The sequence below is a fragment of the Kribbella sp. NPDC006257 genome (assembly GCF_040613535.1).
Lineage (GTDB): Bacteria > Actinomycetota > Actinomycetes > Propionibacteriales > Kribbellaceae > Kribbella.
Genome location: NZ_JBEXSJ010000010.1, coordinates 106,479 through 130,690, shown reverse-complemented (window position 1 = coordinate 130,690; position 24,212 = coordinate 106,479). Strand labels below are relative to the sequence as shown.

At 67.5% G+C, this 24,212-nt stretch carries 22 protein-coding genes; 7 read left to right on the top strand and 15 right to left on the bottom strand.

The window, feature by feature from the left end; translation table 11 throughout:
* Positions 1–93 precede the first annotated feature (93 nt).
* Positions 94–882, top strand: a complete 789-nt coding sequence (locus tag ABZ004_RS14865) for a MerR family DNA-binding transcriptional regulator (protein ID WP_355680380.1) — start codon at positions 94–96, stop codon at positions 880–882.
* Here ABZ004_RS14865 and pyrE read toward each other — a convergent pair.
* From pyrE to ABZ004_RS14850, 3 genes are all read right to left on the bottom strand, one after another.
* The gene (gene pyrE / locus ABZ004_RS14860; RefSeq protein WP_355680379.1) at positions 814–1,341 is read right to left on the bottom strand and encodes an orotate phosphoribosyltransferase; all 528 of its coding nucleotides are present in this window, start codon (positions 1,339–1,341) and stop codon (positions 814–816) included. The genes ABZ004_RS14865 and pyrE overlap by 69 nt on opposite strands.
* Positions 1,342–1,387: 46 nt before the next feature.
* On the bottom strand, positions 1,388–2,626 hold the full coding sequence (locus tag ABZ004_RS14855; RefSeq protein ID WP_355680378.1) for an exonuclease domain-containing protein: 1,239 nt from the start codon (positions 2,624–2,626) through the stop codon (positions 1,388–1,390).
* A gap of 149 nt (positions 2,627–2,775) precedes the next feature.
* Complete coding sequence (locus ABZ004_RS14850; protein ID WP_355680377.1) at positions 2,776–3,411, bottom strand: hypothetical protein; 636 nt, start codon at positions 3,409–3,411, stop codon at positions 2,776–2,778.
* A gap of 18 nt (positions 3,412–3,429) precedes the next feature.
* On the opposite strand from ABZ004_RS14850, the gene ABZ004_RS14845 reads away from it, so the two are divergent.
* Positions 3,430–3,585: a hypothetical protein gene (locus ABZ004_RS14845; protein WP_185445019.1), complete on the top strand. Its 156-nt coding sequence runs from the start codon at positions 3,430–3,432 to the stop codon at positions 3,583–3,585.
* A gap of 138 nt (positions 3,586–3,723) precedes the next feature.
* Here the strand turns inward: ABZ004_RS14845 and ABZ004_RS14840 are convergent, their stop codons facing one another.
* Positions 3,724–4,215 (bottom strand): metallophosphoesterase, encoded by a 492-nt coding sequence (locus ABZ004_RS14840; RefSeq protein WP_355680376.1) that lies wholly within the window; start codon positions 4,213–4,215, stop codon positions 3,724–3,726.
* A gap of 4 nt (positions 4,216–4,219) precedes the next feature.
* The gene (locus ABZ004_RS14835; protein WP_355680375.1) at positions 4,220–5,209 is read right to left on the bottom strand and encodes an NAD-dependent epimerase/dehydratase family protein; all 990 of its coding nucleotides are present in this window, start codon (positions 5,207–5,209) and stop codon (positions 4,220–4,222) included.
* Between the two features lie 253 nt (positions 5,210–5,462).
* Here ABZ004_RS14835 and ABZ004_RS14830 point away from each other — a divergent pair, with 253 nt between their 5' ends.
* Positions 5,463–5,768: a hypothetical protein gene (locus tag ABZ004_RS14830; protein ID WP_355680374.1), complete on the top strand. Its 306-nt coding sequence runs from the start codon at positions 5,463–5,465 to the stop codon at positions 5,766–5,768.
* A gap of 96 nt (positions 5,769–5,864) precedes the next feature.
* Here ABZ004_RS14830 and ABZ004_RS14825 read toward each other — a convergent pair whose 3' ends face one another.
* The 9 genes from ABZ004_RS14825 to ABZ004_RS14785 all read right to left on the bottom strand — a co-directional run bounded on the left by ABZ004_RS14825 (position 5,865) and on the right by ABZ004_RS14785 (position 13,190).
* On the bottom strand, positions 5,865–6,419 hold the full coding sequence (locus ABZ004_RS14825) for a hypothetical protein (protein WP_355680373.1): 555 nt from the start codon (positions 6,417–6,419) through the stop codon (positions 5,865–5,867).
* Positions 6,416–6,607, bottom strand: a complete 192-nt coding sequence (locus ABZ004_RS14820; RefSeq protein WP_355680372.1) for a hypothetical protein — start codon at positions 6,605–6,607, stop codon at positions 6,416–6,418. Before ABZ004_RS14820 ends, ABZ004_RS14825 begins: the two co-directional genes overlap by 4 nt.
* A 404-nt stretch (positions 6,608–7,011) precedes the next feature.
* Positions 7,012–7,467, bottom strand: a complete 456-nt coding sequence (locus ABZ004_RS14815; RefSeq protein WP_355680371.1) for a hypothetical protein — start codon at positions 7,465–7,467, stop codon at positions 7,012–7,014.
* A complete protein-coding gene (locus ABZ004_RS14810; protein ID WP_355680370.1) occupies positions 7,454–8,767 on the bottom strand; it encodes a hypothetical protein in 1,314 nt (437 codons plus the stop codon). The genes ABZ004_RS14815 and ABZ004_RS14810 overlap by 14 nt, the downstream gene beginning before the upstream one ends.
* Before the next feature lie 8 nt (positions 8,768–8,775).
* Entirely contained in the window at positions 8,776–9,036 is a 261-nt protein-coding gene (locus ABZ004_RS14805; protein ID WP_112237432.1) for a hypothetical protein, read from the bottom strand.
* 13 nt (positions 9,037–9,049) lie between these two features.
* Positions 9,050–9,730: a hypothetical protein gene (locus ABZ004_RS14800; protein ID WP_355680369.1), complete on the bottom strand. Its 681-nt coding sequence runs from the start codon at positions 9,728–9,730 to the stop codon at positions 9,050–9,052.
* The gene (locus ABZ004_RS14795; protein ID WP_355680368.1) at positions 9,727–12,477 is read right to left on the bottom strand and encodes an FtsK/SpoIIIE domain-containing protein; all 2,751 of its coding nucleotides are present in this window, start codon (positions 12,475–12,477) and stop codon (positions 9,727–9,729) included. The genes ABZ004_RS14800 and ABZ004_RS14795 overlap by 4 nt, the downstream gene beginning before the upstream one ends.
* A 109-nt stretch (positions 12,478–12,586) precedes the next feature.
* Positions 12,587–12,985, bottom strand: coding sequence for a VOC family protein (locus tag ABZ004_RS14790; RefSeq protein ID WP_355680367.1), 399 nt, complete (start codon positions 12,983–12,985; stop codon positions 12,587–12,589).
* A gap of 7 nt (positions 12,986–12,992) precedes the next feature.
* A complete protein-coding gene (locus tag ABZ004_RS14785; protein WP_355680366.1) occupies positions 12,993–13,190 on the bottom strand; it encodes a hypothetical protein in 198 nt (65 codons plus the stop codon).
* Positions 13,191–13,486: 296 nt separating this feature from the next.
* Between ABZ004_RS14785 and ABZ004_RS14780 the strand changes: the two genes are divergently transcribed.
* The 4 genes from ABZ004_RS14780 (at position 13,487) to ABZ004_RS14765 (ending at position 21,900) form a co-directional block, all read left to right on the top strand.
* Positions 13,487–16,582 (top strand): PD-(D/E)XK nuclease family protein, encoded by a 3,096-nt coding sequence (locus ABZ004_RS14780; protein ID WP_355680365.1) that lies wholly within the window; start codon positions 13,487–13,489, stop codon positions 16,580–16,582.
* Complete coding sequence (locus ABZ004_RS14775; protein WP_355680364.1) at positions 16,575–20,135, top strand: UvrD-helicase domain-containing protein; 3,561 nt, start codon at positions 16,575–16,577, stop codon at positions 20,133–20,135. The genes ABZ004_RS14780 and ABZ004_RS14775 overlap by 8 nt, the downstream gene beginning before the upstream one ends.
* 172 nt (positions 20,136–20,307) lie before the next feature.
* Positions 20,308–20,931 (top strand): LysE family transporter, encoded by a 624-nt coding sequence (locus tag ABZ004_RS14770; protein WP_355680363.1) that lies wholly within the window; start codon positions 20,308–20,310, stop codon positions 20,929–20,931.
* Positions 20,932–21,276: 345 nt separating this feature from the next.
* On the top strand, positions 21,277–21,900 hold the full coding sequence (locus ABZ004_RS14765; protein WP_355680362.1) for a DUF6308 family protein: 624 nt from the start codon (positions 21,277–21,279) through the stop codon (positions 21,898–21,900).
* Between the two features lie 647 nt (positions 21,901–22,547).
* On the opposite strand, the gene ABZ004_RS14760 is transcribed toward ABZ004_RS14765, so the two are convergent.
* A complete protein-coding gene (locus ABZ004_RS14760) occupies positions 22,548–24,155 on the bottom strand; it encodes an LLM class flavin-dependent oxidoreductase (RefSeq protein WP_355680361.1) in 1,608 nt (535 codons plus the stop codon).
* Positions 24,156–24,212 lie beyond the last annotated feature (57 nt).

The window sequence follows — 24,212 nt, the reverse complement described above, 5'->3', positions numbered from 1 at the left end:
TAACACTGAAGCCTTTTCTCCAAAATTGTGAGGATCCACGGTGGCCGATAGCGAAAACCCTCAAATGGCGCATCAACGGCGATCCGAGGAATCGTGCTGGCCAGAGAGGCCGGGATCTCGGTCCAGCAACTGCGTAACTACGAGCAGGCGGGACTGCTGCCGGCCGCCAGCCGCTCCGCGTCGGGTTATCGGGAGTTCGACGAGTACCACCGTCGCGCCCTGATCCCGGCCCGCGCCTTGGTTGGAGCGTACGGCTGGGACGACGCCGTGACGATCATGGCGGCCGTGCACCGCGGCGACCTGAAGACCGCGGTGGCCCGGATCGATCATGCACATGCTGAGCTCGACCGCGACCGCCAACGCATCCAGCAGGCGCTGCACGCCTTCGAGGTCGTCGTGACCCACCCACTCGACGCCGACCCCCGAATGGCAGCAGCCCTGGACCAGATGAATCGGCAGGGCGCCTCCTTGCGCGTCGGCCAACTCGCGGACCTGCTCGGCGTTCGCACCTCGGCATTGCGGTTCTGGGAAAGCGCCGGACTCATCCGGCCGGGCCGCGACCGGGCAACCGGCTACCGCGTCTATGACCGTGCAGCCGCTCGCGATGCGCATCTCGTCCGTCTTCTCCGCGAGGGCAATTTCCCGACCACGATCATCCGCGCCGCGCTGGCCGAGATGCACTCCTCGGCGGACGGTCGCCCCGAACGGGTCGGCGCCGAACTCAACCGGCGCGATCTCCAATTGCACGAACGCAGCCTGGCCCGGCTGCGCGCCGACGCCGTCCTCGTTGCCTATCTGGACTGGCGAGACGACTTACCGGGGTTGCGGGGTGAGATCGCCGGCCGTCAGGAGGGAGTGCAGGGTGAGGTTGGCGGCGGCTAGGGATTCGCGGCCGCCTTGCTCGCGGTCGATGACGCAGAGGGCTTCGCGGATATCGGCGCCCAGGGCACGGAGTTCCGTCGTGGAGAGGACGATCTGGCCGCCACTGGTGACGACGTCTTCGACGACCAGGACGCGGCGGCCCGTGATGTCGGCCCCTTCCGCCAGGCGGGCGGTGCCGTAGGCCTTGGCCTTCTTGCGGACGAAGGAACAAGGCAGTCCGGTGTGCCGGCTGAGCGCGGTCACGACCGGGATGCCGCCCATCTCGAGGCCCGCCAGGACCTCGATGTCCGCGGGCACCAGTGGCACCATCGCTTCGGCGATCGCGTCGAGCAGGACCGGATCGCCCTCGAACTGGTACTTGTCGAAGTACTCGTGAGTCGTCATCCCCGACCGGAGCACGAACTCCCCGGTCAGATGTGCCGTCCGGTAGATCCGTTCACCCAACTCCGCAAGGTCCACGCCCGGATCCTATCCAGTGCGCTGCGACTCCCGGAGATTGCGAAGGTCAGCTCGCTCGTTGCTCGTCGGGAGGTGCGGGCAGCAGGCGGCGGAAGTCTTCGACGGCGATGATCGGTACGCCGTACGCGCGGGCCGCTCGCGCTTTCACCGACAGGCTGTCCACGTCGGCCGCGACCACGAAATCGGTCTCTGGACGAACCGCTTCCTGCGGCACAAAGCCGGCTGCTACGGCCCGGTCCCACCAGGTCTCCCGCGGCTCGACCATGTCTCCCGTGAACACCAAGGTGCTGCCCGGTGGGAACCCACGTGCTCCTGGTCGCGCGGGCACCGAATACCTGCCCTGGCTGGCGGCGACCAAGGCGTCGTCCACATCGGACGCCCGATGCCCCAGCATCACCGCAACCTTGTCCAGGTCGCGGCGCTGCTCGGCGTCAACGCCGTCGTCCGCGGCCCACAACGCCGACGCCAGCGCGGCCACGTAGTACCCATGAAGCTCGTCGACCTGCGGCCGGGTGAGGCCGAGGTCGGTCGCGACGTGCACCAGCTGATCGGCGTCGGCCTGGGTGATCTCGCGATCGGCCAGGACCATGTCGAGCACCGCCAGGTACGAGTCGGCCTGCGGCGGTTCCGGCACCCGCGGCAACTGGTCGACCAGCCGGCTCATCCACCCATGCCGGCCGCCCGCGTGAACGGGTCGCACGGTTGGCGTGAACGGCGCTGAAGGAATTGTTGGCCAGGGCAACCTTCGCACCTCTTCATAAGCCCACTGCCACGGCGGCCGGCCCGGAAACGCCTGCAGATAGTGCTCGAACAACAGCGCTGTCGCCCGGGTGTCCGCCAGAGCCGAATGCCAGCCCTCCAAGGGAATCCCGGCGGCCGAACAGCATGCGCCGAGAGTCCGCTTGGCGCCCGGATGCAGATACCCCGCGAGAGCCATCGTGCACATCGCGCGCTCGGTGATCAGCGGCACGGCGTACCCGATCCGCGCGAACTCTGCGCGCAGGAACCCCAGGTCGAACTCGACGTTGTGCCCGACCACCATCCGCCCGGCCAGCAGCCCGGCCAGGTGCGCGGCGACCTCGGCGAAGTCGGGCGCCGCCAGCACGTCAGCGGTCAGAATTCCGTGAATATGTTGTGGACCGAGATCGCGTTGCGGATTCAGCAACGTCACCCACTCGTGCTCCAACCGGCCCTGAGCGTCCAGCAACACGACCGCGATCTCGATCACCCGATGCCGGTGTCCGGGCAGCAGGCCGGTGGTCTCGGTGTCGATGACGGCATACATCCCCAGCGCCTCCTCCAACGCGAGTCCAGTACGAGCGGAATCCCAACCCCGCAAGCCGATCCGGCCCCTCCGAATCCGACCTGTTCCCAGCCAATCACAGGCCACCGACAGTTTCGGATCGACAGCTTGGAAGGCCCCGGGCGTGGAAGTCAGACCGCCGGTACGTCGACCGCGATCTCCTCGCCCAGCTTCGCCCCGCCGATCAGGTCAAGATCGTCGCCACTCCAGAAGCGCCCCGGGTCGTACCAGTTCAGCCGCCGCCCACCCGCGAGCAGCCCCATCTCCTCGTACGTCATCGCGACCACTTCCGCGCAGTACGCCGTCTCCAGCTCCAGGTCGCGCTCGCCGCGCCGGAACTTCGGGATCCGCCCCCGCATCCAGCGCGACGCGAGCCGTGCGGTGGAGGGGAACGGCGTACCGTCCAGGCGCGCGACAGTACGCAGTACGGCGTCTTCCATCTCGCGGGTGATCGTGTGGTCGAGCTGCCGCAGCCAGGCGTGCTGCCCGTAGCGGTGGGACCAGGTGAGCACCGCGTCGCGCAGGTCGTGCAGCTGTACGCCGCGCTGGTGGTTGCCGGTCCAGATGTCCGGCAGGGAACGCCCGAGCTCCGCGTGCCACATCAGCGGCGGCATGTCCTCGAGCACGATCGCCATGCCGACGTGATTGACCGGGCTGTTGGTGGTCAGCTGGATCGCCCGGTCCGCCGCACTGTCACCGCGAAAAAGCCAAATGTCACCTGTTCGTGTCAGTTCCGTAGCGTCATCCAGTGAAATCCGCGTCTCCACGTCGCTAGGTTAGTGCTCATGAAGGCATGGAAGGTTGTAGGACTGGCGGGGATTGTCGGCGTCGCGGCAACCGGTGTGGTGATCGCGAGGGGCGAGCGCAAGCGTCGCGCCTACACCCCCGAGGAAGTCCGGGACCGTCTCAAGACCCGCGTCAAAGAAGCAGCAAGCGCCTGATCCGAGCCCGGCGCTCCGCAAAGAGCGCCGGAGATCAGCCCGTACTGCGACCAGCCGGCCGACCCCGTACTACGAGGTCGCCGGCCAGCCTGACGCTGCCAAGGTTGACCAGCGTCTCCGCGGCCCTTCGGGTTGATCTCAAAGGTTGTGGAGAGCAACATTCTCCAGCCGGCCCGAGGTGATCTCGGCCGTCTGATATGTGCAGAACGGCTGCCTGCGCCGATCCGTCGGCGACCCCGGGTTGAGCAATCGCAGCCCACCAGGCGTCGTCGTGTCCCACGGGATATGGCTGTGCCCGAAGACGAGCACGTCCACCCCTGGGTACGCGCGCTCACACCGTTCCTCGCGACCCTTGCTCGCACCCGTCTCGTGGACGACGGCGACCGAGAGCCCATCGAGCGACACCCGGGCGACCTCGGGCAGCCTGCTCCGCAGTACGGGGCCGTCGTTGTTGCCCCAGCAGCCGATCAGCTGCCGGGACCGCGACTCCAGCTCGTCCAGCAGTTCGACGCTCACCCAGTCGCCGGCATGGATCACCACGTCGGCCCGCTCGATCTCGTCCCACAGAACCGCAGGCAACCGCTTCGCCCGCACCGGCAGATGCGTGTCCGAGATCAGCACCAAACGCATCCCACTACTCTCCCACGGACCTGATCAACTCCCTCTCCCGCTCAGGGCTGAGCCCGGCCTTCCGCTCCCGCTCGAGCCCGAGTTCACGCTCCCAGGCCAGCGTGTCGCGCATGAACTCCGCACGCGGCCGATGCGTCAGCCCAGCCGCGACCGCCGCCTGGCCGCTCCGGTTCGACCAGCCTTCGTACCCCGGCTCGACCAGCCACATCGCGAGCGAGTCCGCCCCCATGTACTGCTCGACCTTCTGCGCCACCAACCACTCCCGCGACGCGAGCACCACCGGTCCGGTATGTCCCCCGACCGAGCGCGCCAGCTCGATCCACTCCCCGAACGGCACCACCGGCCCGACGGCGTCGAATGTCCCGGTCCGCCCGCTCTCCGCACAGTCCAGCAACCAGGACGCCAGATCCCGTACGTCGATCACCGAAGTCGCCAGATCGGGCGTGTCGGGCACCAGCAACGGCTCCTCCGTCGCCCGAGCGGCCCGCGCCACCCACGCACCGGCGCGATCGCTGGCATCCCCAGGCCCACCGATCAACCCGGCCCGCGCGATCACCAGCCGGTCCCCCACCGCCTCGGCCGAGGCCAGCTCACAGGCAACCTTCGCCTCGCCGTACTCCTCCCGCCCGGCGACGTCGCCCTCCAGCGCGGCTCGCACCGCCGCCGACTCGTCCGCGCCCGGCGTATCGAATTTCTCGTAAGCGTTCCCGGACGAGATATATGTCCAGTGTTTCGCCTTGTGTGCAAGGGCTTCCAGCGCACCCCTCACGAACCCTGGCTGCCACGACACCTCGAAAACGGCGTCCCACTCGCGATCCGGCAGCGCGTCGTACGCGTCGGGCCGGCTGCGATCGGTCGCGACCAGGGTCGCGCCGGGCGCTACCGCACCACTCTCGCCGCGCGCGACGCAGCTGACCGCATGCCCGCGAGCGAGTGCCTGGGCCGCGATCTCACGCCCCACAAAGGCTGTTCCACCGAGTATCAGAATCTCCACAAGGACAGCCAAGCAGGCGGCACGGACAAAACCCATCACCTCTGCGGACAGCAGAACCAGTGTCCTGAGCCTGAAGTTCGCGCATACCGCTCCGGCGAACTTCCGACTCAGGACACTAGCCACGCTTCGTGGCGTGCCGGCGGCGCGCGGTCAACCCCGGTCGCTACCCCTTGCGGCAGAGGCGTCGGCGGGAGCACTGTCGAAATGTCGTACGCGTCGAAGGACGTAGTACGGAACGCAGCAAGGGGGAGAAATGACTGGTTTCGTGCAGATCATCGAGTACCGGACCTCGAAACCTGACGAGGTCCGCGCGCTCAGCGAGGACTACCGCAAGGCGCGGGAGGCGCTCGGCGACGGCAGCGTCGGACCCGGCCGGGTGATGGCGTGCGCGGATCGCGACGATCCCGGGCGCTACCTGACGATCGTCGAGTTCGAATCGGCCGAGGCCGCGAAGGAGAACTCGGATCGGGCCGACACCGGCGAGTTCGCCGCGAAGATGATGGAGCTCTGCGACGGGCCGCCGACGTTCCGCAACCTCGATCTGATCGAGACGATGTAAAGGTTTCGAGCGGACCGCTACCGGAGGGAGGAGAAGGTAGCGGCCCGCTCGGTGTCGGACCGGATCCGCGGCGCCGGACCCGGTCGTGGTCTGTGCCTACGTCAACCCAGGCGTTTGCGTCGTGTGGAAAGCAGAGCTGTCCGTACTACGGCGCGCCCGGATGTCCGTACTGCGGGGCGCAAGGCCGCCGGTACTACGCGGCGCTCGCGACTCATGTTGTCCGAGGCCGTCGGGCCCATGGAGCGGATCTGGATCGTTCACCGGATCGGGCTTCGCCATCGGGGCCAGCTGATCCGGCTTCGGGCGTGCCTCCAGCCTCGGTTCGGCCTCGAGCTCCGGTTCGGGCGGTGGCTCCGGGGCCGGGTGGAGGTCAGGCCAGGGCCGTGGCGGGAGATCGGCGCGAGGTTTGAGTTCGAGGACCGGATCAGGGCCGGGATCGGGGTCGAGCCACTCGACCTCGGTGGCGCCGGCGTGACCATGGATGGCGATCACCGACTCGATGGCGTCCCAGACGGTCGTGGTCGGGTAGTCGCCGTACCAGCGGAGCGCGACGGCCCCGTCGGTGAACTGGACGCCCTCGGCGACCGGGCCGGTGCCACTGACACCGGAGACGTCGTGATGGCGGATCAGCCGGAAGCGACGGGAGCTCATTTCGGTGCGACCTCCCAGAGGCGCTCACCCGGCAGCTTGCGGCCCGGCAACGCTTCACTCGGCGGGATCGGCTCGCTCGTCACCCGCAGGCCGGCGAACCGGCGCGACATGGCGGCTGCATAGCGGTCGGCCAGGTCGGCCTCCGCCTGGTAGTCCGCGACGACGTGGTCTCCGAACCACACACGCACACGGCGTCGCTGCGTCCCCGAGTCCGGCTTGTTTAACGGAACGGGTTCGGTACTGGCATGGTCGCCGGACATCAGTGCACCCTGCGCCCGGTCGGCTTGATCGGCGTCTTGCGGCCGCCTGTCGGTGTTCCCATCAGCGGCATCGAGGACCAACAGCTCACTTCGATCACTTCCACTTCCCTGTGGGGATGGGTTCACTGGTAGTGACGAGTGCCGCGAGGGTCTATGACGTGGATTCCCAAAACTTTTCGAACCCGGCCGGAGCTGTAGTGGCCCACGCTGGGGAACCCCGCGCCGGTGGGCGTGGCTGGACGGATCGGGAACCGGTGGGCGGGGGTCAGGCAATGAGTGGTGTGAAGCTCTTCCGAGACCTGGCAGCGGTGCCCGACCTCCCCACCCAAGCCCTAACCGCGGCGCACCCAGCGACCCCAGGTGTCGACGTCTTCGGCGTCCGGGGTCAGCTTCGGTTCGAAGTACTCCGGCGGCTGGCCAGGCAGATATGCAGCAACCAGCCATTCAGCGTTATGAAGCAGCAAAGCCGGGACGTCGGGCAGCCCAGCCACAATCGTTTCGAACGCAAGTCGAGCCTCCTCCGCCTGGATCGGCTTGTGGGTGCGGAACTGGATGTCGACCATCACCGGATACGCATCCATCGCCTGCAAAACATCAGGCTCCGGGGCCAGTTCGTTCGGCCCGATGAAGATCCCCATCGGCGCGTCAACAGTTCGCGCCCGCCCCACGTAGCCCCGCTCGCCCGCCACCAAGTCGCCGCCCTGCAGATCCAGCACCTCCGCAATCTGCGCTGCAGCCGCGTCGAGCGGAACCTCGAACGCAAGAAAGATCTCGTCACTCGCCGCCATCAATGCTCCTTGAGTAGCTGATCAATCGTCCGTCTCCGAGGATCACCTGAATGAGCTTCGGCACGGTCGTCCCTGGCTGGCCACGGCAGCGACGATACGCACGGCCGGCGCCTTCCTCGGTCACCTTCGTCGGCCGGCCGTCGATAACCACCAGGTCCGCTTGTTTACCGGCCCGCGACATAGCGCTCTTGAGTGCGTTCGGCCCCGAGCTTGTCGGAGTCTTGAACTCCACGGCCTCCCCTTCATCAGCCCCGGACCAGCGGATTGTGGCGTCCGGATTCTTACGCCACGCTCCATGGTCGGCCGGTCGGGCATCCACCCGCCACCCTTCCTCCGACAGCCGATCGGCGATCGACCGTTCCTCGGGGCTGAACTCGTTGTGCGGGTCGTGGACACCCGGCGCGAAGTCGACTCCGAGGGGTCGGAGGTCGAATGCCGGGTCGAAGTCCGCTGCCCCGTCGAGGCCCACCTCGATCGCCTCGACAGCTATCGGCGATGGTTCCCGGGACTCCTCCGCAGGCGGATGATCCGGGAGTTCCACGTCGATGATGGGTGGGGGCTTCTGCTCCGGAAGGTCTTCGTAGGTGAAGGTTGCTGCTACGCGTTCGGGGGTGATGGTGATGGTGGCGGATTGCCAGGTGGTGGTGGGGGTGGCGGACATGGCTTGGAGGAGTTCTGTGGCGGCTTCGTTGATGTCGACCGCGATCTTGTAGTCGCGGTCCTCGGGCTGCTCCTGGTCCTCGACGACGACTGCTCGGCCGTCGGCGGTTACCTCGATCTCGAATTCGAAGGCGTCCTCGCGTTCCTTGTCGGCCTCTTCGCGGGCCTTCTCGTCCTTCTCCTGTTGTTTGCGGAGCTTCTCGAGGGCCTTGCGGGCGACCTTGATCAGCGGCGGTTCAGGTGCGTCCGACGTCGAGTCCGCAGGCTTGAAGGGAAAGGAGAGCCGCTTCGTGCGGCCGAAGAGGTCTCGTTCGGCGGCGTCGCCGGATCCGCCCGTGGTTCGGTTGCGGTCGGCTGAGAGAGCATCCGGGCGGGATGAGCCGCCACCAACCAACCGGGTCGCCCAGGCCTTCGCTTTGGGCGGTGCCATCGACAAGTAGTGCGCAGCCTCTTCGCAGGCGCGTGCGGCAGCATCCAGTTGCTGCGCAGCGACGGTCGCCCGCCCCTGCGAAGCAGCGACAGCCAGAGCAGCGTTCTCGCGGCAGCGTTCCGCAGTACGTTGCAGATGAATAACTACTGCGGGCACCTCATCGAGGCACTCGACCAGACCTTGCGCGACTCGCTGCAGGTCGGACGGCATCTCGACGACTAGATCTGGTCGGCGTAGCTCTTGCAGCCGGCCGAGGCGATCTCCAGTGCTTCGGCTGCCTGTTCCACGGCCTTGCCGGCGGCGTCGAGGATCTCCGCGATGTCGCGGTCCACTCCGGTCGCCGTACCGGCGATCAGACTCTCCACCTGGGCGCTGTGCTGGGTGAAGCGGAGTTTGAAACCGGCCAGGCCACCAGCTGCCTGCTTGGCCTCCATGGAGACCTGCTGCAGCTGTTCCTTGAGCCGCTGTACGTCGGACACTGACTGCCTCTTTCTAGGGATTGCGCTTTTTCGGCAACACGATGGCCGTGCCGGAGATGATCACCGGTACGGCGATAGCGATCCACCACGGCAACCCAGCTGCCATCAAAACCATGACGAGCACTGCGCCGCCCCAGCCCCACCAGCGTGCGCCGGGCAGCCGTGGCAGACCCAGTACGCGGGATGCGGCCAGCATGGTGACGGCCTCGATCACTGCGTCTTCCAGGGCGGCCAGGAAGGATCCGGAGATCACCCAGACCAGTACGAAGCCGACCACTACCAGTGCGGCGCTGATAGTACGGCGCTTGCGGCGCTCCTGCTCAGCCCGGGCCTTCGCACGCACCTCTTCAAGCTTGTCGACCGTGTCCGCTAGCTGCTTGGTGAGCTTGGCCGCGGCCGCCTCGATGTCAGTGAGTCCCCTGATCACCGGCATCGTCACCGTTGTCTTCTTGCCATCCGCCGGAAGCCCTGCTCGCTGCAACGAAGCAGCGGCCTTCTCAGCAAGCGCGTTGAGCCGCAGCTCCAGCTTGCGTCCCCGCTCGGCCATAGCGTCGGCTTCGGCCATCGCTGCGGCCTCTGCCTTCGACCTGTTGGCAGTCAGCCGGTCCTGCGCCTGCTGCGCATCAGCACGCGCTCCTGCAACCTGCCGCACAGCACGTGTGTACTCAGCCCATTCCTGCGCTTCAGTCTTCATCGGCGTACCAGCTCCACATACCGGTCGACCTCATCCACCCGCAACGGCGCGAACGGTACGACGACCTGTGCCTCCGGGTGCAGCCCGTCCCACAGCAGCCCGCGGTGCGGCTCCGACGCCCATCGCACCAACGGCCCGCACACAGCCCGTACGCCGTCCTGCGGGTGGCGCATGAACAAGTGAGTCGCGACGTTGGCCCGCCCGTAGCCAAGTTGCTCAGTGCAAACATGCAGCCGGTTCCACCACCCGAAGGTGATCAGCCCCTGCGTCGGCCCGTCGCGCACGATGTCCTGCAGAGCGTTCGCCGGACTCTCGAAGTACCCGTCGGCGTGCGTCTGCATCTTCGGCACACCATGGAACCCGAATCCCAGCAGGTAGGTCTCCCCACCCACCTGCCCGTTCCGCACGGCGTCGCGCAGCGAGAACAACCGCGGCGCGATGTCCTCGTGCTTGTCGACCGTCTCCACCTCCGACCCGAGCTGCCGCAACGCCTGGATCAACGCGCCCTTGCCCTCGGCAACCGCAGGCGACGAGTCCGTCCCGTCGACAAAGATGAACCGTGGCGGTACGACGGCAGCCGCAGCAGCCGACACCGCCAACCCGGAAAGCACACCGAGCGCATCCGCCGGACCATCACCGAGCACCAGTACGCCGGCGCCCGGTTCGGGCCGCACCTCGATCGACACAGGTGCCTCGGTCACCGCGATCGGCAACCCCATCCACGGCCGACCCAGCTCAGGCTTCACCGAAGCAGCCGTGTCGGCCAAATGCGCCGGCTCGGCGAGATGGAAGATCCGCGGCGGATGCGTAGTACCGGATCTCAACCACAACTCACGGCGCAGATCGTCCAAGACAGCCTTGTCGGCAAAGCTGACGAGTACATGCTGGTTGTCGTCCGGCGACCCGAAGTTCGCATTCAGCACTGCCTCACCACGGAACTGCAACTCGGCAGCAGCCGTGTTCCCGGTCCGCAGAATCGCCTGCGAATCAGCCGGAGTCGTCTTCAACGCGATCCGATACGGCACCTGCCCGAAGATGGAGTCGCGCCGCGTCGACAGCCGCTTGACCCCCTCGATCGTCTGGGTCGCAAGCACGACATGTACGCCGTACGCGCGGCCAAGTCGCACCAGTCGCTCCAGCAGCCGAGCAGCCTCGTCCGCAAGCTCGTCATCGTCCTCCAGCAGCACCTGGAACTCATCCAGTACTGCGAGGATGCGAGGCGGCCGCTCCGGTCCAGCAGGAAGCTCCGCGATATCCGCCACATTGCCATGCGACTTGAAGATCTCGCTGCGTCTCGCCAGCTCGTCGGACAAGTGCCGCAGTACAGCCAACCCAAATGCACGATCACTGTGCACTCCAAGCACCCGCACATGTGGCAGCCAATGCTCGCGATCTCCGGCCGGTCCAAGCGCGGAGAACTCGACACCATGCTTGAAGTCGAGCAGGTACATCTCCAGATCCACCGGGTCGTACCGCGCGGCCAGACCATGGATCAGCACGAGCAGCAGATTCGACTTGCCCTGTCCGACAGCTCCACCGACCAGGACATGCGGCAGCGCCGGGTTGCCGCTCCGCAACCGCACCAGCGCCGGCGTGCGATCGTCGTACCCGATGATTGTGCTGAGCTCGTCGCTGACGGGCTGCCACCAGGTCGAGCGATCCGGCAGTGTGCGGTTGAACTCGATCGTCGGCAGCACGGCGATCTCGGCGAGTTCTGCGACCACATCACAGATGCCTGCGGCAACGTTCGCGTCGAACGGCGGATCCAGCAAAGCAGGCACGTTCTGCAGCTGAGACACCTCTACCTTGCCGCCGGCGATCGCCACCGGGGTCAGCAGGTCGAGCAGCTGCCGCGGATCCACCTCGTGCTCACCGGCCGAGGATGGGTCGTGGTGGACCAGGAAGCAGATCCCCCGATCGCCACCGGTCGCCGCCAGCCGGACGAGATCGCGCTGCGCGAGGGAATCGATGCCGGAGGGGTAGTCGAAAAGGACGATCAACCTGTACGGGTCGGTGACCCGCCCGGTCTCACGGATCAGCTCCTCGAACTTCTTGTGCCCCAGTTGCGCCTGCCGGCTGGCCCGCAGAGACGACACGTCGACCAGCCCGGAGAGCACAGTGTGCAGCTGTTCCGCGGTATGCGTTGCCCGCGGCACCAATTGCGGGTACTTCGTGGTCAGGTGCCCGAGCAGCCCCATCATCCCGGTCAGCCGCGGATCGAACGCGTCGATGCGCAACCGGAACGGCTCAGCTGCCGCGATCAACCGCAGCGCCACACTCTGCAGCAGTTGCCGCGCACCCTCGTTGCGATCAGCGGTCACCCGCCAGCCGTTCGTGCGCAGCAGCGGCGCGACGACCGGCGTACCGCCTTCCAGCTGACCGATCCGCACGTACGACGGGGTGCCCGCGCCCACCAGCTGCCTCGACCGCCAGCGCGCGTCGTTCGGCGGGATCGAGGCGAGCCCCGGCGCCAGGCGATCCGCGAGCAGGCGTGCCGCGGGCTCGGCCGATGCCAGCGCCTCGGCGGTCGCGGCCTCTACCAGGCCACGCGATTCGCGCCGGGCGATGATCGTCTGCTCCTGCAGCTGCCGATGCAGCTTGACGGCGCGCTGGTGCTCGCCCTGGGTGAGCCGGCGCGCGTTCTCGAGGAGTTCCCCGAGCGCGAACTGCAGTCCCCGGACCCGTGCCTCCAGAACCTCCGGAGAAACCGGTCCGGGCATGCCTTCCCCGTCAGGCTTCTCCGTCACGAGCACCGTCCTTCCACCACTGCGACGCGACCTACCGATTGCCTTCGTAAACCATGTCACACCATCAGCCCCGTGTGTCACTCCAGCCATCAGAAGTCTCACCTGCCGACTAGTTGTTGGGCGCGACGATCTCTAGCTCATAGCCGTCGGTGTTATGCAGGAATGCGGCGTAATGCTGCGGCCCGCCGGCGTACGGATGGCGGTCGGCGAACATCAGCGTCCAGCCGTGCGCGGCCGCCTCGGCGACGATCGCGTCCAGCTCGGCCCGGCTCGCGGCATTGAGAGCCAGATGGTTCATCCCCGGCCGCAGCCGGTCGTGTTCGGCGGCGGACATCGCCGGGCTCTGCTCGGCGACCAGATAGCTGCCGTCGGGCGCGATCCAGGTGTACCCACCGGGCCAGCTGTCGCCGTCCTTCCAGCCCAGCCGGGTGAGCACCCAGCCCCAGCTCGTCAGCGCTCGGGGAAGGTCCGGGACCCAGATCTCGACGTGGTGCACAGCGGCGGCCATCGGAGCATTATCTGTGCTCGTCGAAACGGCTGGACACCGCCACCGCGGCCAGGCCGACAACCACCAGCCAGACCACCGCCGCGGCCAGCCACGGCCACCAGTCGGCACCCGCTGCGACCTGGGCGACGGCCTTGCCGAACAGGCCGCCCGCAGGGGCGAAGACCAGCACCACCAGAACGCGGGCGATCGAGGTCTCCTTGGTCATTTCTTCATTGTCCGAGCCCTCAGCCGCCACCGCAGCGACACTGGCGCGCCTCTCCGATCCGCTCCTGTGGAAGGGTCGCCGGTTTTTGTCCGACGGGTGGTCTAGTGTCCTGAGTCGGAGGGTCGTGCTTCAGCTCCGGTGGTCAGGTGCGTGCATCGCGGTGCTGGAGGAGCGTCCTCGATGCGGAGCATCGTGGATGCTCGTCCAGTGCCGCGAGGTGCGTGCCTGGGCGCCGGAGATGTGCACGAACCTCCGACTCAGGACACTGGCGTCTGGGGTGACTGGAAGGGGGCAACGTGAGCGCGACCCGGATCGAGACCACGGCGTACGGCGTGGCAGCGCTGGAGAAGCTGCGTGCCGTCGTGGCCGGCCTGAAGGCCGGCGATCCGATGAAACCCGTCACCTTGCTGCTGCCGAACAACCTGGCAGGCGTGGCCGCACGCCGTTTCCTGGCGCTGACCGGGATCGCCGGGATCTATCTCGCCACGCTGCCCCGATTGGCCGAACAGCTCGCCGCCGGCCTGCTCGCACCCCGCCGCCCGGCAACCCGTCCGATCGTCGCAGCGACCTGGCGTACTGCGCTGTCGAAGGCGCCCGGAGTCTTCGCGGAAGTGGCCGACCACCCCTCCACGATCCAAGCGCTTGCTGCAGCACATCGGGAGTTGCGCGATCTCAGCGAGCCGGCTCTCGACAGTGTCTCCTCGGCATCGGTTCTCGGGCCGGACCTGATCCGGCTGCATCGCCATGTCACCGGCGAACTGGCGCCCGATTGGTACGACGAGACCGATCTGCTGACGACTGCTGCCGCGCGCATCGTGGAGAGCCCTGAGATCGTCGGCGAGCTCGGTGCGCTGGTGCTTTATCTGCCACAGGAGTTGACCCAGGCCGAGGCCGGATTCGTCGAGGCTCTCGGGACGGCGTCCGCCGATCTGACGGTGATCGTCGGACTGACCGACGTGAAGCGGGCCGATCGCGCCGTACGGCGTTCGCTCGAGCGGATCGGGATCGACCTGCCGACGTCGATCTCCAAGAATTATCCGGTCGCGACCGAGGTGCTCAACGCCTCCGACGCCGACGACGAGGTGCGCTGCGTCGTGCGGGACGTTGTCGCTGCTCTGGCTAGGACGCCGGCGCACCGGATCGCCGTGCTCTACTCGGCAGCCACTCCTTATGCCCGGCTCCTACACGAGCATCTGGCCGCGGCCAAGATCGAGGTCAACGGTCCTGGGACTCGGCCGGTCCATGAGCGAGCGCTGGCACGGACTCTGCTGGAAGTGCTCGCCCTGGTCGATCACGATCTTCCGCGCGCCGACTTGTTCCGTGCCTTGGCGAACGCGCCGACGCGGGACTTCACCGGCGAACGCATCCCGGTGCCGCAGTGGGAGCGGCTGTCCCGGGCGGCCGGGGTGGTTCGTGGTGACGACTGGGACGTTCGGCTCGGGCGGTATGCGGAGTCGGAACGGCGCACGGCTGACCAGGAAGAGGCCGCAGAGGACGTCCGGCCGGCCGCAGTACGGCGTGCGCAGTACAACGCAGAGACCGCGGAACGGCTGCATGGGTTCGCATCGGAGCTGCGGCGGCGGTTGCTGGCGATTGCTTTGCTGGAGACCTGGGCGGAGCTGGCGGCTGCCGTGCTCAAGTTGTTCCAGGATCTGCTGGGCGACACCGATGCGCTGCCGGTCGAGGAGCAGTACGCGGCGATCGCGGTGGAGGGATCGCTGCGTGGCTTGTCGACCCTCGACGAGCTCGGTACGCCGGCCAGCCTGACCGTACTGCGGGACGTTCTCGACCTGGAGTTGCAGCAATCCCTGCCTCGGGTGGGCACCTTCGGCACCGGCGTACTGGTGGCGCCGTTGTCCACCAGCATCGGGCTGTCGGTGGATCTCGTGTATGTGGTCGGGTTGTCGGAAGACCTCTATCCGGGACGGGTGCACGAGGACGCGCTGCTCCCACATCGGGTCCGCGAGGCGGCCGCGCCGGAGCTGGCCTCGTTCCGCGATCGGCTGGACGAGAAGCAACGGCATTTGCTGGCGGCGTTCTCGGCCGGGTCGGAGCGGGTGGTCGCGTCGTTCCCGCGAGGCGATCTCCGCCGATCCAGCAGGCGACTGCCGACGCGGTGGCTGCTCGGGACGTTGCGTTCGCTGACCGGCGATCACGCTTTGGCCGCGACCGAGTGGGACAGGGCGGAGTACGGCGATCGGTTGCTCACCTCCGCGTCGTACGCCGGTTCGTTGACCACGGCAAGGATGGCGGCGACCGAGCAGGACTGGCGTGTGCGTGCTCTGTCGGCGGGGTTGGTGCTTCCTGATCAGGTGATCGAACGGGCTCGGGTGTTGCTGCGGGCCCGTACTTCGGACGAGTTCACGCGGTTCGACGGGAATTTGGCAGGGGTGCCCGGGCTGCCTGATTACGCGACGGAGGATCGGGTTGCCTCGCCGACGTCGCTGGAGTCTTATGCGACGTGTCCGCACGCGTACTTCGTCGAGCGGCTGCTGCAAGTCGAGCCGCTCGAAGCGCCTGAGGATCTGCTGGTGATTTCGCCGCTGCAGGTGGGAAATCTGATCCACAACAGTCTGGACGCGTTCGTGTCGCAGCTGGTCGGGTCGCTGCCTGGGTACGGCGAGCCCTGGTCGGCCGAGCAGCGGTCGTTGTTGCTGGCGATCGGTGCGGATCTTGCCGACCGGTTCGAGGCCGAAGGGCTGACCGGGCATCCACGCTTGTGGCAGCGGGAGCGGCTGCGGATCCTGGGTGACCTGCTGGTGCTGCTGGAGGATGACGATCGGTGGCGCGCTCTGGTCGACGCGTCGGTGGTTGCCAGCGAGCTGCGGTTCGGGTTCGACGGGGAGCCGCCGGTGGAGATCCCGATTCCGTCCGGGCGGGTGCTGTTGCGCGGATCGGCGGACAAGGTCGATCTCGGCCGGGACGGCACGATCTACGTGACCGATGTGAAGACGGGCGGCTTCTCGCGGTACGAGGCGATCGAGTCGGATCCGGTGGCGGCGGGGACGAAGTTGCAGCTGCCGGTCTATGCGTATGCGGCGCGGGCCCGGCTCGGTACGGCGTCGACGCCGGTGGAGGCGTCGTACTGGTTCGTTCGCAAGGGCGGGCGAAGGATTCCGGTGCCGTTGACGGACGAGGTCGAGGCTCGGTACGTCGACACGCTGGACGTGATCGTGTCGTCCATCGCGTCCGGGCAGTTCCCGGCGAAGGCTCCCGAAGTACCGGACTTCCTGTGGGTGCAGTGTCCGTACTGCAACCCGGACGGCATAGGGCACAGCGAGGTGCGGACCAGGTGGGAGCGGAAACGGCAGGATCCCGAGCTGGAGCGGCTGGTGCGGCTGATCGACCCGGGCGCGCTGCCGGCGTTCGAGGAGGTGGCCCTCGATGAGTGAGGAGCTGCTGGACGCGGAGGCGCGCGAGCAGATCCGGTCGGACACCGGCGAGACGCTGTTCGTCGAGGCCGGGGCCGGGTCGGGGAAGACGCATGCGCTGGTCGATCGGGTGACCACGCTGGTGCTGCGGGACGAGATTCCGCTGAGCACGATCGCGGCCGTGACGTTCACCGAGAAGGCGGGCGCGGAGCTACGCGATCGGTTGCGGGTGGAGTTCGAGAAGGCGCGGCGGGGGCCTGCGCGGCGGCTTGCCGACGCGGCGCTGGACGATCTGGATTCGGCGTCGATCGGGACGCTGCACTCGTTCGCTCAGCAGTTGCTGCTGGCGCATCCGATCGAGGCCGGGTTGCCGCCGCTGATCGACGTACTGGATGAGGTCGGGTCGTCGGTCGCGTTCGAGGAACGCTGGTCGGAGTTGCAGCAGCAGTTGCTGGACGACGACTCGATCGCGGAGCCGTTGCTGTTGGCGATGGCGGTCGGGGTCGAGCTGAAGCATCTGCGGTCGTTGGCGCGGCTGTTCGGCAACGACTGGGACCTGATCGGCGATCGGGTGCTGGTGGATCCGCCCGAGCTGGTGGCGATGCCGGAGCTCGACGGGTTGATCGCGGCGGCGGCGCAGATCGGTGCGGTCGCCGAGGACTGTCTGGTCGACGACGACCGGCTGCTGCCGAAGGTGCGTGAGATCCGCGACCTCGGGCTGATGCTCGACACCGCGACCGACCAGGAGACGCAGCTGGCGATCCTGCACAAGCTGCGCGGGCTCAAGGTGGGGCGGGTCGGGCGCAAGGAGAACTGGCCGGACGTGGGGAAGGTGCGCGCTGATTGCACCGAGGTGGTCGAGGTCGCCGGGTCGCTGGTGGAGCTGCTCCTCGATGCTTGCCTTCGGCATCTATCGCACTGGGTCGCGGTGCGGGTGCTGGAGTCGGCGGAGCTGCGGCGGGGCGAGGGTCGGCTGGAGTTCCACGACCTTCTGGTGCTGGCCCGGGATCTGCTGCGGCGCGAGGCATCCGTGCGGTCCGCCCTTCATGATCGCTACCAGCGGCTGCTCCTGGACGAGTTCCAGGACACGGACCCCATCCAGATCGAGCTCGCCGTACGGATCGCCGGTGGCGCCGCGGCCGACGCGGCGGACTGGCGCGACGTCGAGGTCCCACCCGGCCGGCTCTTCGTGGTCGGCGACCCCAAACAGTCGATCTACCGCTTCCGCCGCGCCAACATCGCGACGTACCTGACCGCCCAGAACCTGCTCGGTGAAACGGTCGAACTCACCACGAACTTCCGCACCGTCCCGCCAGTCCTCGACTGGGTCAACCATGTCTTCGGCACCCTTATCCAACCCCAGGAAAACGCCCAGCCCACCTACCAACCCCTCACCCCCCACCGCCCCGCCCTCCCCGCCACCCGCCACCTCACCTCAACCCCAGTGGCAGGAGGTGGGGGTTCAAGTCGCCCCTCTGACACACCAGCCGACGCGACCCCAGCCCCAGATGCTTTAGAGGCTCCGGCCGTAGACAACCTGCCGGCTGCAGTCAGCGGCGACCAACTGTCTCTTCTCGGCGACGACAACGCAGCTGAACCTGACCCGGAGCCCATCCCGGAACCTTCTCCTGAACCTTCGCCCGAAGAGCCCACCCTCGCCACCGTTATCCCGCTTCGGCGTGGGTTCGCCGTTTCTGTTCCGGCACTCGACGGCGACGACCTCGACTCACCCACGCTCGGCGAACCCTCCCCACCCGGCGGGCCAGCAGTGACGGTGCTGGGCGCCGAACCACACGACGACCTCCCCCGCGCCCAAGCAACAGCACTCCGCGAACGCGAAGCAGCCGACGTCGCCGCGGTGGTGGATCGCGCCCTGCGCGAAGGCTGGCAGGTCTACGACCACAAGACCGAGACCTGGCGACCAGCAGGCGCCGGCGACATCGCAGTACTGGTTCCAGCTCGTACTTCGCTGCCGTTCCTCGAAGACGCCCTCGACCGCGCCGACATCCCGTACCGCGCCGAAGCCAGCTCCCTCGTCTACCAAACCGCCGAGGTCCGCGACCTGCTCGCCTGCGCCCGCGCCCTCGGCGACCCGAGCGACCAACTCGCCCTCGTCACAGCTCTCCGATCCCCACTCTTCGGCTGCGGCGACGACGACCTCTTCACTTGGAAGCGATCCGGCGGCTCCTTCACGCTCACCGCGCCGGTCCCCGACTCGCTCCTGACCCACCCCGTCGGCGAAGCGATGGAGTGGCTTCGCCGCACGTACTACGCGGCGCGCTGGCTCACCCCCAGCGAGGTCCTCGCGAAGATCGTCGCCGATCGCCGCATGCTCGAAGTCGCCGCGACCGGTCCCCGAGCGCGCGACGCCTGGCGACGGGTCCGGTTCGTCGTCGATCAGGCCCGCGCCTGGTCCGAGGTCGAGCACGGCGGCCTCCGCTCATACCTCGCCTGGGCAGCTCACCAAGGCGAGGAAGCCTCGCGGGTGGCAGAAGCAGTGCTGCCCGAGACCGACGCGGACGCCGTACGAGTGATGACGATCCACGCCGCGAAGGGTCTGGAGTTCCCGATCGTGATCCTGTCCGGTATGACGGCGGCGCCGAACCGGCAACGCGGCGTACAGGTTCTCTGGCCGACCGGCGGCGGCTATGCGGTGAAGCTCAAGGCCTCCGTGCAGACTGAGGATTTCGACCTCGTTCAGCCTGTCGACGAGCAGATGGACGACTACGAGCGACGGCGGCTGCTGTACGTCGCAGCGACCCGTGCGCGCGATCACCTTGTCGTCTCGCTGCATCGTTCCGGAACGCGTCGGCACTCCAGCAACGCTGAGCTGCTCACGAGCGCCGGAGCCGCCGAAGCGCCACACACGACGTTCTTCGACGGGCCGCCGATCGAGGTTGGGTCGGACGACGCCCGTTCCTCGGCCGAGGTCGCGCCACCGATCAACCGGCAGGAGTGGGAAGCCAAGATCGCCGAAGCGCGCCAAGCGAGTCGTCGCCGATCCGCTCACAGCGCCTCCGGGCTGGAAGGCACCGGCCCGGACGTCGCACTCCACGGCGCCGATCCAGGCAGCGCCAAGGCCGCCCGCGACATCGAACTACCCCCGTGGTCGAAGGGCCGCTACGGCACCGCGATCGGCCGAGCGGTCCACGGCGTACTCCAAGTCGTCGACCTCGCCACCGGCGCCGGCCTCGACGCGGCAGTTGCCGGGCAGTGCCTCGCGGAAGGCGTCGTCGAGTACGCCGATGTGGTGACCGCGCTGGTCCGCTCGGCGCTCGGTTCAGACGTCGTACGACGGGCCGCCGCGCGCGAGCACTGGCGTGAGTCGTACATCGGCACCCTGCAACCCGACGGCACCGTGCTCGAAGGCTTCGTCGACCTGATCTACCGCGAGGACGACGGCACGCTGATCATCGTCGACTACAAAACCGACGCCGTCCCCGCCGCCGCACTGGACTCCCGCGTCGCCTACTACGCCCCCCAACTCCAGGCCTACACCGACATGCTGCCCAACAGCGGCCGCCCCGTCCTCCTCTTCCTCGCCCCCACCACCGCCATCTCCCACACCCTCTAACAGATGCCCTAGGCAACTACTGCCAGATAAATGGATTGCCGGTTGCGCAGGCGGCGGCGCAAGATCCAGCTATGACCTCGACCGAAGCCGTTCACCTGTTGACCTCCACCGTTCGTCCGGTGCGGGTCCAGCAGCTGACCGGCCGGATGCGGAGGCCGATCCAGCCGCGGTCGTGATCGCGGCCCTCGTCGCGGGGCTGCTCGCCGGCTATGGCATCGCCATGCCCGTCGGAGCCGTCGCGACCTACCTCGTTTCCCTCACCGCCCGAACCACTCTGAAGACCGGAGCGTACGCCGCCCTCGGCGTAGCAACCGCCGACGGCCTCTACGCCCTCATCGCCACCCTCGGCGGCTCAGCCATCGCCCCACTCATCGAGCCGATCACCACACCCCTTACATGGATCTCGGCGTCGGTACTCATCGCCCTGGCCATGCGCTCAGCACTCACCGCCATCCACCAACACCGCCGTCTACAAACAGCCAACCGGCCAACCGACACCCCACCCACACCACTCCGGGCCTACCTGACCCTCCTCGGCATGACCGCCCTCAACCCCACCACCGTCATCTACTTCAGCGCTCTAGTACTAGGCAGCCACCAAACCGGCACCCCGCTCAACCAATCCATCTTCGTCATCGCCGCCTTCACCGCCTCCACCACCTGGCAACTCCTCCTAGCCGCCGGCGGCGCCCTCCTAGGCCAAACCCTCACGAGCCCCCGCGGCCGCCTAACCACAGCCCTGACCTCATCCCTCCTAATCACCGCCCTAGCCCTCCACCTCCTAACTCACCCCTAACCCACCTCCGCCACAAACCAACCCACACCCACCCAGCAGTCGCCCTGGCACCGGCCCGAAGGCGCGCGCTACCGCCTCTGCGACCTGTGAACTCGGCCCCACACCCGATGTTTGTCGGGGCGGGAGACAGGTGCGTCCGCCAGGTTGTCACTCTCCGGTGGGTGGTTGACGAGTCAGGGAATGGGTGGATGGTTACAGGGTGTGGCAAGTGGGGATGTCACCCTGTGCTGGGGATCACTCAGCCGTCCCCTACGATGCACCGCATCCGGATGTAGTTCGGATTCGCGGAGCCGGATCGCCCAATCCGGCTGGCGGGTCTGCCACGAAGAGTGTGAGGGTGTGGCCATGATTATCGGCAGTAGGAAGATCGTCGTGGACGAGGCAATCGCTCAGCTGCGGCTGTACGCCGAGACGAACGGCGCGGTGCTCAAGTACTACGACGGTCTGCCCCACGTCTCGACCATCGGTACCGACCCCGACCGGATCACCCTGGAAGACCTGGCGCGGACGATGGTGATCGGCTCGGATCTGCGCGCGCTGGACATCCCGTGGCTGCTCGAGGTCGACGCCGAGAAGGAGTTCGCCGCGGTCCCGGTCGACGCGCGGCTCGAGGACGCCGCCCCCGGCAGCCCGCTGTTCGAGGCGGCGACGGCGCTCGACGAGAAGTTCTCCGGTCACCGCGGCTTCGGCCACGCGAAGAAGGCCAAGCTGCTTCACCTCAAGCGGCCCTATCTCTTCCCGGTCAGCGACAGCTTCATCCGGATGACCTACAGCGACGCCTCGGCCGGCCCTGACTTCCTGGCCGCCGTCCACCGCGACCTGGTCAACCCGGCGAACGTCCGCGACTTCAAGCTCCTCCAGGTCCGCCTCATCGCCGAACCCCAGACCTCCGCCGCCCGCCTCCTCGCCGAAGCCCCCACCCTCCGCCTCCTAGACATCCTCGCCTCCCTCCTCGGCGAAGCAAAGTAGTCCCCCGTACGACCCAGTCCCGCCCGTGCCGACCGACCACATACCGGCCCCTCGGACACCAACCCGGGCCCTCGGACAACAACCCGGGACCTCGCACAACAACCCGGGACCCCGCACAACAACCCGGGACCCCGCACAACAACCCGGAACCTCGGACACCAACCCGGGACCGTGAACACGCTATTTCGTGCCCCGAACCCCCGACACATTGTCCCGACCCCCGAGAACCTGTTCGAACCCCAGCGGCCTGTCCCAAACCACGAGACGCCACCCGGGCGCCCCCAGAGCAAACCTGATCCTGCCCCGTACTACGGGCCATCGGCCAAGCCGGATCCGCCACGTGCCGGGCCCTCGGACAACAACCCGGGACCGTGAACACGTTATTTCCCGTCCGAACCCCCCACACGTTGTCCCGGACCCCCGAGAACCTGCCCGGACTCCCGCCAGCATGTCCCGGCCCCCCGAGACCCCGCCCGGACTCGCGACTGCATGTCCGAAGGCACGGGAACCTGTCGCAGCCCCACCTTGTCGACGGCGTGTCAGGACCCCGCGCGCTGCTGCGAGCGCCGACGGTGGGGTGTAGACCGGCGATGGGGTGGGGACGGGGGATGGAGCCACGTGCCCGCAACCCCCGCGTTCGAGCCGATCTACATCACGCCGAGGCGGGCCAGCGGCTCTACCAGTTCGCGTTCCTCGTAGGAGAGGTGTGAGAGGAGGGTGTCGTCCAGGAGGTCTACGGCCGCGCGGAGACCCGCGATGTCGCCGGAGCCGTCGACCAGGGCGACTAGAGCTTTGTCTACTCCTTCTAGGACGTCGTGGATGATCAGGTGCTCTTCCTGCAGGCGGTCGACGACTGATGTGAGTGCCGGGTCGGCACGCCGGAGTCGCGGGAACAGAGAAGCGTCTTCGATCGAGTGGTGAGTCGTCACCAGCCGGCAGTACGTCTCGCAGTACACGCCTAGCGTCCAGTTGTTCTGCCGCATCGTCATCGTGTTGATGTGCGACCGCGCTGCACCAACACCCAGCGATCCGGCAGCCACCTGCTCCACCAGGTCCCGGATCTGCTCGAGCTCACCTCGCAAGTGGTCGTGCACGTCGATCAGATGCTGCCCCGACGCAAGCTGGTGAGGCGCGTAGGTCCTCGAAGGATCCAGCGCAGGTCCAGTCGGCCGCTCCGACTCATCCAGCACCTGCACAGCACTGCGCCGTACTGCGGGTGCCGGCGTCGGCACCACGCTGAAGCCCACCCGAGACCCAGACGCCGGAGCAGACGCCGCGGCGGCCGTCGCCACTTCAAGGCCAGCAACAGCGCGCGTGGCGGACGTAGTACCGGAGCGTTCTGCTGCGACAGCTTCCCGTACTCCGGCAGCAACGTCCGCGAAGCGCCGGATGTCGTCCGGATCGTCCGACGCCAAGATGTAAGTGCTAGTCCCCTCCGACATCGTCAACTCAGCCAGCTGCTCGATCCACGCCGCCTCCGGTCCCTGCAGGAATCCACCACCGTTCCCGAACCGCCCGGACACGTTGTACAGCCGCCGCACCTCAGCAGGCGACCGCCCAGCCTCCACTGCAGCCTCATCGATGATCTTGTTCATCCCCGCCAGCACTTCCGGCGGCGTGTACGCGCTGGACGGCAGCCACCCATCCGCAACCCGTCCCGTCACACCCAGCATCCGCGGCTTGTACGCCCCCAGCCAGATCTCCACGTCATGCGCAGGCGCCGGCCCACGCTTCGCCCCAGACACCTGATAGTGCCTGCCCACCAGGCGAATCCCGCCACCCTTAGGCGTCCACACCTCGCGAATGATCGCCAGCGCTTCCTCAAGCGCTTCGACACTCTCCCCCGCACTCCGCCGCGGTCCCCCGTTGGCCGCAACCGCCTCCAGGAACCCGCCTGCTCCCAGACCAAGCTCCACTCGCCCACCAGTGATCAGGTCGAGCGAGGCAACACTACGAGCGAGTACGACGGGTTGCCGGAGCGGCAGATTCGCCACGTTCGTCGCAACCTTGACGGACTGCGTGTGGGCCGCGATGACCGACAGCAGCGTCCAGGCGTCCATCAAGCGTGGCTGGTACGGATGATCCTGCACCGTGACCAGATCGAGCCCGACCTGTTCGGTCAGCTGCGCCAGCGCGATGACCCGCTCGGGGTTGTCCACCGCGGGTGTCAGGAACGTGCCGAAGACCAGCTCGTGCCCGTAGTCCGCCATTCGTTGCTCCAGTGTCTCGTCCGGGGTGTGGCTTGAGTGGATCATTCGTGCCACGTAATGTTGACCTGACGAACAAATTACTTCGTGCCACGAACAATCACA